At 39.5% G+C, this 8,660-nt stretch carries 11 protein-coding genes; 5 read left to right on the top strand and 6 right to left on the bottom strand.

Annotated features, from left to right (window positions below; genetic code table 11):
- Positions 1 to 225: 225 nt before the first annotated feature.
- Together RG959_RS23520 and RG959_RS23515 are read right to left on the bottom strand one after the other, a co-directional pair.
- Positions 226 to 603 carry a hypothetical protein gene (locus tag RG959_RS23520; protein ID WP_342799232.1) on the bottom strand — a complete coding sequence of 126 codons (378 nt, stop codon included), beginning with the start codon at positions 601 to 603 and terminating at the stop codon, positions 226 to 228.
- A 92-nt stretch (positions 604 to 695) separates the two neighbouring features.
- Positions 696 to 914, bottom strand: coding sequence for a helix-turn-helix domain-containing protein (locus tag RG959_RS23515; protein ID WP_342799231.1), 219 nt, complete (start codon positions 912 to 914; stop codon positions 696 to 698).
- Positions 915 to 1,189: 275 nt separating this feature from the next.
- On the opposite strand from RG959_RS23515, the gene RG959_RS23510 reads away from it, so the two are divergent.
- From RG959_RS23510 to RG959_RS23500, 3 genes are read left to right on the top strand one after another with little or no spacing between them, the layout of a single operon-like run.
- Positions 1,190 to 2,008 (top strand): amino acid ABC transporter substrate-binding protein, encoded by an 819-nt coding sequence (locus RG959_RS23510; protein ID WP_342799230.1) that lies wholly within the window; start codon positions 1,190 to 1,192, stop codon positions 2,006 to 2,008.
- A gap of 15 nt (positions 2,009 to 2,023) precedes the next feature.
- Complete coding sequence (locus tag RG959_RS23505; protein WP_342799229.1) at positions 2,024 to 2,707, top strand: amino acid ABC transporter permease; 684 nt, start codon at positions 2,024 to 2,026, stop codon at positions 2,705 to 2,707.
- 13 nt (positions 2,708 to 2,720) lie between these two features.
- Positions 2,721 to 3,467: an amino acid ABC transporter ATP-binding protein gene (locus tag RG959_RS23500; RefSeq protein WP_342799228.1), complete on the top strand. Its 747-nt coding sequence runs from the start codon at positions 2,721 to 2,723 to the stop codon at positions 3,465 to 3,467.
- Positions 3,468 to 3,809: 342 nt separating this feature from the next.
- Here the strand turns inward: RG959_RS23500 and RG959_RS23495 are convergent, their stop codons facing one another.
- The 3 genes from RG959_RS23495 to RG959_RS23485 form a co-directional block, all read right to left on the bottom strand.
- Entirely contained in the window at positions 3,810 to 4,631 is an 822-nt protein-coding gene (locus tag RG959_RS23495) for an STAS domain-containing protein (protein WP_342799227.1), read from the bottom strand.
- A gap of 876 nt (positions 4,632 to 5,507) precedes the next feature.
- Positions 5,508 to 7,070: an L-serine ammonia-lyase, iron-sulfur-dependent, subunit alpha gene (sdaAA, locus tag RG959_RS23490; protein ID WP_342799226.1), complete on the bottom strand. Its 1,563-nt coding sequence runs from the start codon at positions 7,068 to 7,070 to the stop codon at positions 5,508 to 5,510.
- A gap of 65 nt (positions 7,071 to 7,135) precedes the next feature.
- Positions 7,136 to 7,357, bottom strand: coding sequence for a hypothetical protein (locus tag RG959_RS23485; protein ID WP_342799225.1), 222 nt, complete (start codon positions 7,355 to 7,357; stop codon positions 7,136 to 7,138).
- A gap of 106 nt (positions 7,358 to 7,463) precedes the next feature.
- Here RG959_RS23485 and RG959_RS23480 point away from each other — a divergent pair, with 106 nt between their 5' ends.
- Both RG959_RS23480 and RG959_RS23475 read left to right on the top strand, forming a co-directional pair.
- On the top strand, positions 7,464 to 7,715 hold the full coding sequence (locus RG959_RS23480) for a hypothetical protein (protein WP_342799224.1): 252 nt from the start codon (positions 7,464 to 7,466) through the stop codon (positions 7,713 to 7,715).
- Positions 7,716 to 7,939: 224 nt separating this feature from the next.
- The gene (locus RG959_RS23475; protein WP_342799223.1) at positions 7,940 to 8,323 is read left to right on the top strand and encodes a VOC family protein; all 384 of its coding nucleotides are present in this window, start codon (positions 7,940 to 7,942) and stop codon (positions 8,321 to 8,323) included.
- 100 nt (positions 8,324 to 8,423) lie between these two features.
- Here RG959_RS23475 and RG959_RS23470 read toward each other — a convergent pair.
- Positions 8,424 to 8,660, bottom strand: a 237-nt coding sequence (locus RG959_RS23470; RefSeq protein ID WP_342799222.1) for a hypothetical protein, incomplete at its 5' end; no start/stop codon positions are given.

The raw sequence follows: 8,660 nt of genomic DNA, 5'->3' as shown, positions 1-8,660 counted from the left end.
ATTCGAACCCCTGCGCGGTTTGACCCGCCTGTCGGTTTTCAAGACCGATCCCTTCAGCCGGACTTGGGTATTCCTCCAACGTGGCATATAAAAATAATTGGTGGAGCCTAGCGGGATCGAACCGCTGACCTCCTGCGTGCAAAGCAGGCGCTCTACCACTGAGCTACTGCAGAATAATCTGCACTAACGACAGATATTAAATACTATCATCCTTAAATTCTAAAATCAATATTTTTTTAAAATATTTATTACTAACTTTCTTTTTTTAGCATTTCCAATAGAAGCTAAGTCAAGCTCAGATTTTAACGGTATAACTTCTTCTACTTTTAAAGAAATATAATAACAGCCGCTGCTGTGACGAGACACAGTGGCTCCTTTGATTTTTCCATTAAAGCCATTCTTTTGAAACACCTGATGATGTTTCTTCGACAAACGGACTTTAACCTTGCCGATTTTCGACAGTTGAACAGTTTCGCTTTCTATATTCAATTTAATATTGTTGTTGGTTTCTTTTGTTGAATAACTCTGTTTAAAAGCGTGTTTCTTTTTGAAATTAGGAAATTTATTCTGACCTTTTAAAAAACGGTCATACCCATCCTGCACTTCCTCACAGGCACATTCCACACAAATTTATCAACTTCATTGAGCCAGTTAAAATCAGAATGCTCTTTGAGAGAATTAAATGCTTTTTTGAATTAAGCAACCGATAGGGTTTCTCCTGTTCCCCTGTAACCTTCCATCCGTTCAGCAAGATAAAAGTTTTTTGTGAAACGAGCGCACCCTAGAGTTTTTTTAATCTTTTCTTTTTGAGCAGAAACAGGCATGGCACGTAATTTTAAGCCATAAATATGCAGCTTTAGCACTTGTAAAGCCAGCTCTTTATTACATTCTTTTATGGTTTTACGTTTTGCCATGTTTAACAGCTCCTGCTCTTTTAGTAATAAGAATATTCCAAAAAAGGAACGTCAGTTTGTCTCTTGGAAACTTTTTTATCCTGCAGAGAATAAGGTCTATAGCGTTTTCGAGAGCTTTCTCACCGTATTTTTCATGTTGTTTGATCCAATTATGAATAATGGAATATTACTTTGCTCTGAGGGAAAAATACACCGTAAATTCGCTGACATTTAGAGCTTACTGAACCATCTAGCAATAAGTTTACAAAACCTATAACAAAACTGGAGGTTACAGCATGAAAAAATTAGCATTATCTATCATTACTCTTGTTTTGGTTCTCGCACTTGCTGCATGCGGCGGAAATAATGCAAACGAGGGTAAGAAGGAGGAAGGAAATAAACAGGAAGCACAAAGCTCTTATGAGAAAATAAAAGAAAAAGGCGTCATCACAATTGGCACTGAAGGTACATATTCTCCATTTACCTTCCATGATAAGTCCGGAAAATTAACTGGGTTTGATGTCGAAGTTGCAACAGAAGTATTTAAACGTTTAGATATTAAGCCGCAGTTTGTTGAAACAAAGTGGGATGGCATGATTGCCGGGCTTGATGCGAAACGCTATGATATGATTGCAAATCAGGTTGGAATCAACGATGAGCGCAAAGAAAAATATGATTTTTCTGATCCTTATACCATTTCAAAAGCTGTTCTAATTGTAAGAGAAGACAACAACGAGATTAAATCGCTTGATGATTTGCAAGGCAAAACAGTTGCCCAGTCTTTAACAAGCAATTACCGCCAAACAACAGAAGAGCATGGAGCAAAAATTACCGGAGTAGAGAGTTTTAACCAGGCGATAGATTTAGTCACCTCTAAGCGCGCTGACGCTACTCTAAACGATAGTCTTTCTTATTTAGATTTAAAAAAGCAGCGTCCTGAGCTTCCAATCAAGGTCACCTATACGGAAAACAATGCTGCTGAGAGTGCTTTTCTTTTCCGTAAAGACAATAAGGAATTAATTGATGCTGTTAACGGTGCTCTTAACGACATGAAAAAAGACGGTACGTTCGAAAAAATATCTAATAAATGGTTCGGTGCAGACGTATCGAAATAAAGGAAGAGATCGCATATGTTTGGGGAGGAACGTACAGAACGAATTATAGGAATCCTTAGTGAATCCTTTTTTCCTATCTTAATGGCTGGTTTGCAGTACACCATTCCTTTAACACTAATCACTTTTACCCTTGGCCTAATTTTAGCTTTCTTTACAGCTGTAGCAAGGATTTCCGGATTTATGCCTCTTGTTCTTTTAACACGTTTTTATGTATGGATTTTTAGGGGAACGCCATTATTGGTTCAGTTGTTTATCATTTTCTACGGGCTTCCAAGCGTAGGAGTTACCCTTTCTCCGTTTGCGGCTGCTGTTATTGTTTTCACCCTGAATAAAGGGGCATACAGTTCGGAGATCATACGTGCCGCCATATTATCGATTAATAAAGGCCAGTGGGAAGCCGCCTATAGTATTGGCATGACAAAATCTCAGGCTCTTAAAAGGATTGTGCTTCCGCAGGCGGTTCGTGTTTCCCTTCCACCGCTTGGAAATTCTTTTATCAGTCTTGTTAAAGATACTTCTCTTGCCGCCACTATTACGGTTACTGAATTATTTCAAAAGGGACAGCAGATTGCAGCTGTTACGTATGAGCCCCTCTGGCTTTATATCGAAGTAGCCTTCTTCTACTTAATATTCAGTACTGTGCTTTCTTATTTTCAGGGCAGGCTCGAAATACGGTATGGTCGCGGCGTAGCGAAATAGTGGAGGGTAAGCGATGATCACAATTGATAATTTAAACAAACGGTTTGATAAACTCGAAGTATTAAAAGGAGTAAGTCTTTCTATTGAAAAAGGAAAAACAGCAGTCATTATCGGGCCTTCAGGATCTGGAAAAACAACGCTCCTCCGCTGTTTGAACCTGCTAGAGATGCCTGACAAAGGAACCATTACTCTAGGAAACAAAACGTTAAATATAACGGCAAGCACCAGGCTTAAACAAGCGGAAATTGTTTCTTTTAGAAAGCAGACCGGAATGGTTTTTCAAAGCTATAACTTATTCCCTCATTTGACGGCTGCTGAGAATGTCATGGAGGGACAAGTGATTGTTTTAAAACGTTCTAAAGACGATGCCAGAAAAAAAGCTTTATCTTTATTGGAAAAAGTCGGGTTGCGTGACCGCGCGGATATGTATCCGTTCCAATTATCCGGAGGCCAGCAGCAGCGTGTTGGGATCGCACGCGCGATGGCTATTGATCCGGAGGTTCTTCTTTTTGATGAGCCAACATCCGCTCTCGATCCTGAGCTGGTCGGTGAAGTACTAAAGGTAATGAAAGACCTGGCAAATGAAGGGAGGACAATGGTAGTCGTAACCCACGAAATGAAGTTTGCGAACGAAGCTGCCGACCAAATCATTTTTATGGACGACGGTGTTGTAGTTGAACAAGGTACGCCTAATGAAGTGTTTAATGCGACTAGAAACCCGAGAACTCTTCAATTCTTGAATAAAGTATCTGAACGATAACTCCTTGTCCTGTACCATGTGCAGGGATTCCCCTGCTTTCGCAGATACAAACAACATTAACGCCATTACCAAACTGAATACAATAATCGTACCGGTCATTTTAACTTTTTCTGATTTAATCACGTTTAACGTCTCCCTTATTCTATTTAGATAAGTGTAGACGCGCACTAAATAAAGTTTATTCATGTAAAATCATTCCTTATGAGTAATAAAAAATAGACTTGCATCTGCAAGTCTCCTGTTTTATTTACATACATAAGTTTGTATTAATTTATTAACACTTATCCCTTGCCCTGATGACAACCAAAGCATGCATATAAACTGCTCATTCCTGAACAAAATCTACTGGAGGCTTTCTAATGCCTGCTTCACAGTAGCAAAAGCTTCAATTTTAGACGGGTCAACACTCTGACTGCTAATCACTGCTTGTACGACTTCTGGACGTAAGCCTGTCGTAAGGACACGAATTCCCATTAGCTGAAGCGTTACCCCTATTTGATCAAAATATTTTGCAATTTCTTTATTGAGGTTAAAAATTCCTGAAAGGTCAGCGATAACAAAGTCAACATCCATTTCCGAGATTTTTGGGATAACATGGTCTGCTATATATTTCAATCGGTATTCGCTGAATTCTCCAATCAGGGGAATAACGACTACATCATCTTTAACAGGCACAATAGGTGCTGATAGTCTTGCCAGTTCTTTTTGGTTTTCCTCTTGCAGCTGATCGGAAAGGCGTTCAAATGCGAAAATGGTTTCGTTTAAGCTGATATCTAATAAGGTGTTGATCTGTTTTATGATAAAAACATTTTCGTTTAGAGATAAACCAAGCTGTGAGCTAATTTTTGTAAACAGCTCAAGGAAAACCTGCCGGGTTGGAGGATACCGAACGGCAATTTCCGAAATTGTTCCTCCTGATGATACCTGCATAGCTGCATTTTGCTTACTCCATTTTATAAGAGCTTCCGGAGCTGTATCTTTCCTTTCATCCAGCACTAATTCGCTTAAAAATCCCAAAAGTTCAACATACATAATGACAGCTTGTTCTTTCTCCCATTCAGGAATTTCTAAATTCATTTTACGAAGAACAGCCTCAACAATTTCACGAGCTAGAGAATTTGTATTTTTTCTAAGGTATTCAGAAAAGCCAAAAAGTAATGTCAAAAAGTCTCCCACCTTCGTCTATCTTGATGACTTCATTATATAACTTAAATGAAGAATAACAATATAGTAGTACCTTTTGGCTTTCCTTCCTGAATCCTCCAACCTCTTTCAGTTACTCATTCCTTTTTATATTAAAAATGCCGTTCAAAGGCAACATGGTTTTTGGCTACAAAAAAGAGCACCTAGATAGGATGCTCTAGCTTGATTTATTCAGTTTTGCTTACTCAACAGTTCTTTAAGTAATAGTTAAAATTCTCCCTATACTTTTCGTAATGATATAATTTCTTTTTCTCAAATTCTCTTTGAATTTTTTTATTGATACAATCCACTTCAAGTTGTTTGTATTTTAAATAATTATATTTGTGCCATATCTGAAGAAGTTTAGATAAACTGAAATTATCCGCCTTTTTATCAAAATCGTATATCCGTCTTCAATTTAGTATGACAAGGCTTGTTCCTCTGCCAGCTAATAATCTGCTTACCATGTCCGCTTTCAGGCTTATTGACTTCCTCTGCAGTCAGGTTCCCGCCTGGCTGTTTTATTTTTTGTATAAAATTTCATATTTAGGGTTATAGGGGTGTTGTTAATTCTAAGCCCAACTCCTACAAACGTATTGTTCTACAGTCAAGCTTCCCTCGCCTGGCTGCTTTTTTGCATTTTCATCTGCTTCACAAAAGTGTCACACGGTTTCTTCCTTGGTTTTTAGAGAGATACAGCGCACGGTTGCGCGATCTATTCATTAGGGATAAAGAGCGTCATGCCAATGCTGATCGTTATACCATAGCTGTTTCAGCCTGCATGTTCAATGGTATGCCGTATTCTTTTCGCAGTTTTCTTTGACTCATTTTCGTTCGTATTGAACACTTGCTAGTCAACTACTTAGTTTGAACCAGGCCAATCTCGTTAATAATCGGAATTTCTTTTTTTAGTACAGATAGAAAAGTTTCTTCTATTTGGTTATCGATTTCACAAATCGTTATGGCCTCACCATTAATTTTCGAACGTTCATTAGCCATACGGGCGATGTTATATCCATTTTGATAAAGAATTCCGGATAAGTCGGCAATAACTCCTTTTTTATCGGTATGGCGGATGACAAGTGTTGGCCGTTCTCCTGAAAACTTTAATGGATAATCATTAAATTCCTGAACCTCCACCTTACCACCGCCTAAAGAACTGGCCAGTACCTTTACAGTACGAGAGGGGCCTGTCAGTTCAACGAGAACGGTATTTGGATGATAACTTCCAAGCACCCGGTTTGTGAATTCATATTGTAGTCCTTTTTCATTAGCGAGTTCTTTAGCGTTTGGAATGCCATCATCCATTGTGGTTAACCCAAGAACACCTGCTAATAGAGCTAGGTCTGTCCCATGGCCCTGATAGGTTTTGGCAAAGGAGCCCATTAGCGAAAAATTCACATATAAAGGATTCTCATTTAATAGCTGGCGGGCAATGTTCCCGATTCGGACAGCTCCGGCTGTATGCGAACTTGAAGGGCCAACCATTACAGGACCGATGATTTCATATGCACTTTCGTATTTCGCTGGCCCGCCACTACTCGTTTTTTCACCGAGAATCTGTTCTTTTAATTTTTGCCCTGTCGGAGTTCCAGCAAGACCCCCTATCCCGGTTTCTCTCAATGATTCGGGCATTTGCTGCCCAACTTCATGCATAACATGGATCACTTCATCTGGAAGAATGATGCTTGTTACCCCAGCTAGAGCCATATCTGCTGCAGCTTGTGCGGTAATGGCATGTAAACCGTTGCGAATGATGCAAGGTATTTCCACCAGACCAGCAACTGGATCACAAACCAATCCGAGTGAATTTTTCAAAGCAATTCCGACGGCATTTCCTACCTGTGCCGGTGTTCCGCCAGCAAGCTCAACTAATGTTCCAGCTGCCATTCCTGTTGCTGATCCGACTTCAGCCTGGCATCCGCCGGCAGCCCCTGATATCGAAGCTTTATTGGCAATGACTAAACCGAGAGCAGAAGCAGTAAATATCGACTGTATAATCTGCTCACGGGTGAAGTTTCCGCTGTCAAGGGCGTGAACAAGTACGGCTGGCAAGATTCCCGCTGAACCGGCTGTTGGCGTCGCTACAATCCGCCCCATTGCCGCATTTACTTCTGATACCGCCAGCGCATTTGCGGCAGCATTTAATGTTATAGGATTGACAAATGAGTTCCCGTTTTTTGCATACTGATAAAGACGGTTTCCATCTCCACCCGTCAAACCAGTTCGGGACATAACAGGACTCATTGTTCCTCTCCGGACAGCCTCTTCCATTACCGTAAATTGTTCCGACATTTTTGCGATGATCGTTTCTCTAGAATAACCTTTCTGTTCCACCTCAGTATTGATCATCAATTCCGAAATTGTTGTTTTTTCCTGATCTGCTTGTTCAATTAATTCTTTTAGGCTTGTAAAAGACATATGATCACTCCTTTAAAAAAGACGGCTCCCACGCTCGAAGCATTAAGAACGTCCATTTGTTTACTTTATTCTTGCTCGAAATGTTCCGTAACAACAGCTACCATTGCTTTTGCTGCCATAATCAAGCTATCTTCGTTAATGGTGAATTTAGGATGATAAGGATAAACTGGACCTCCGCCGGCTTTGCTCCAATAAAACATACTACCAGGGATCTTCCCCAAATAGTAAGCAAAATCTTCAGATCCAGATATTAGCGGTGTCTCTACTACCGCTTTGACTTCATTCATTTATCCATACATATTACAGTTTTTACTCATATAATTGCGGAGCAATTCGAAGGAGTCTTCTGGCGGTAATGCGATAAATTTCAATAAAACATGGAGTGAATTAATAATGAAAATAGAAGAAACAGAGCAATATCTAAAAAACAAAATTGGTGAAACCTCTACAGGTATTGTACAGGTGTGGGAAGGATTTAAAGCTGTTGGAAAAGAAAAAGTAGATGGAGAAGAGGAAGCAGCACTGCTGTTTCAATGTGGTGTTTATAATTTCACAGGAGAAAAACAGTTTTATTATGACTTTGTTAGACAGTTTACAAATGAAGATGGTGAGACGGAGCAGCTGCATTGTGAAAAAGCAGCCTAACTGTGATGGCTCGCACAAGTACATTTGATAAGAAAATATATTAATCAAACTTTAAGATATTACCTCACTTTGCGTTCATTCGAACTCCTTTTTAGATCGCAGGTAACACTCCATCAAATAATTTAAAATGGAACTTCTGACGACTGTTGGGATGTTTTGCTTGCAGCCAGATTGTTAGCAAGGCATCATCATAATTAGCAACTATCAAAGGAGGCAAAAACAGTATGAAAATCATTGTTACCAGTATATTCGTACAAGATCAAGACAAGGCACTTGAGTTTTATACAGAAACGCTGGGCTTTGTAAAAAAGCACGACGTTCCCACCGGAGAATTTAGGTGGATAACGCTTGTTTCTCCCGGTGATCAAGACGGTACCGAGCTTTTGCTTGAACCGAATGTCCATCCGGCTGCGCAAGAGTATCAAAAGAAGATATTTTCCGAAGGTATCCCAGCAACAATGTTTGGCGTTGCAGATATTCGTAAAGAGTACGAACGATTATTGGAAAACGGCGTGAAGTTTACTATAGAGCCGACAAAAATGGGCGAAGTCACAATAGCTGTCTTCGACGATACATGCGGCAACCTTATTCAGATAGTGCAGAATTAACTTTATGTCGAAATAGTTGCTCAGTGAAGTGTTTTTATCAACAATTAAACAACAACTTTATTTTAACCCTGTTCTAATTTTAGGACGGGGTTATACATTTTTAAGGTTTAAAAATAAATGACATTGTTGTCATTCTCCCCTTGATCCAGATAATTCTGAATGGACAAATGAGAAAAATTGATTTTGCTGCTGGCATGAAATTGCGGTTAAGATTTTGTCCGTAACTGAAATTAAATAAAAAAGCCCTGGCACAAACCAATGCTCCTTCTCTTTCACAATTATTTTCTATCATTTTTATAATATCCAGTTCCGTTACAATGATGGCATCCGTTGCCGT

The organism is Domibacillus sp. 8LH (assembly GCF_038806185.1).
GTDB classification, from domain to species: Bacteria; Bacillota; Bacilli; order Bacillales; family Domibacillaceae; genus Domibacillus; species Domibacillus indicus_A.
This window is presented reverse-complemented; position numbering and strand designations above follow the sequence as displayed.

Coding starts and splice junctions, on each gene's coding strand:
- RG959_RS23515 (WP_342799231.1), bottom strand. CDS start 914: ATGGCAAAACGTAAAACCATAAAAGAATGTAATAAAGAGCTGGCTTTA.
- RG959_RS23510 (WP_342799230.1), top strand. CDS start 1,190: ATGAAAAAATTAGCATTATCTATCATTACTCTTGTTTTGGTTCTCGCA.
- RG959_RS23505 (WP_342799229.1), top strand. CDS start 2,024: ATGTTTGGGGAGGAACGTACAGAACGAATTATAGGAATCCTTAGTGAA.
- RG959_RS23500 (WP_342799228.1), top strand. CDS start 2,721: ATGATCACAATTGATAATTTAAACAAACGGTTTGATAAACTCGAAGTA.
- sdaAA (WP_342799226.1), bottom strand. CDS start 7,070: ATGTCTTTTACAAGCCTAAAAGAATTAATTGAACAAGCAGATCAGGAA.
- RG959_RS23485 (WP_342799225.1), bottom strand. CDS start 7,357: ATGAATGAAGTCAAAGCGGTAGTAGAGACACCGCTAATATCTGGATCT.
- RG959_RS23480 (WP_342799224.1), top strand. CDS start 7,464: ATGAAAATAGAAGAAACAGAGCAATATCTAAAAAACAAAATTGGTGAA.
- RG959_RS23475 (WP_342799223.1), top strand. CDS start 7,940: ATGAAAATCATTGTTACCAGTATATTCGTACAAGATCAAGACAAGGCA.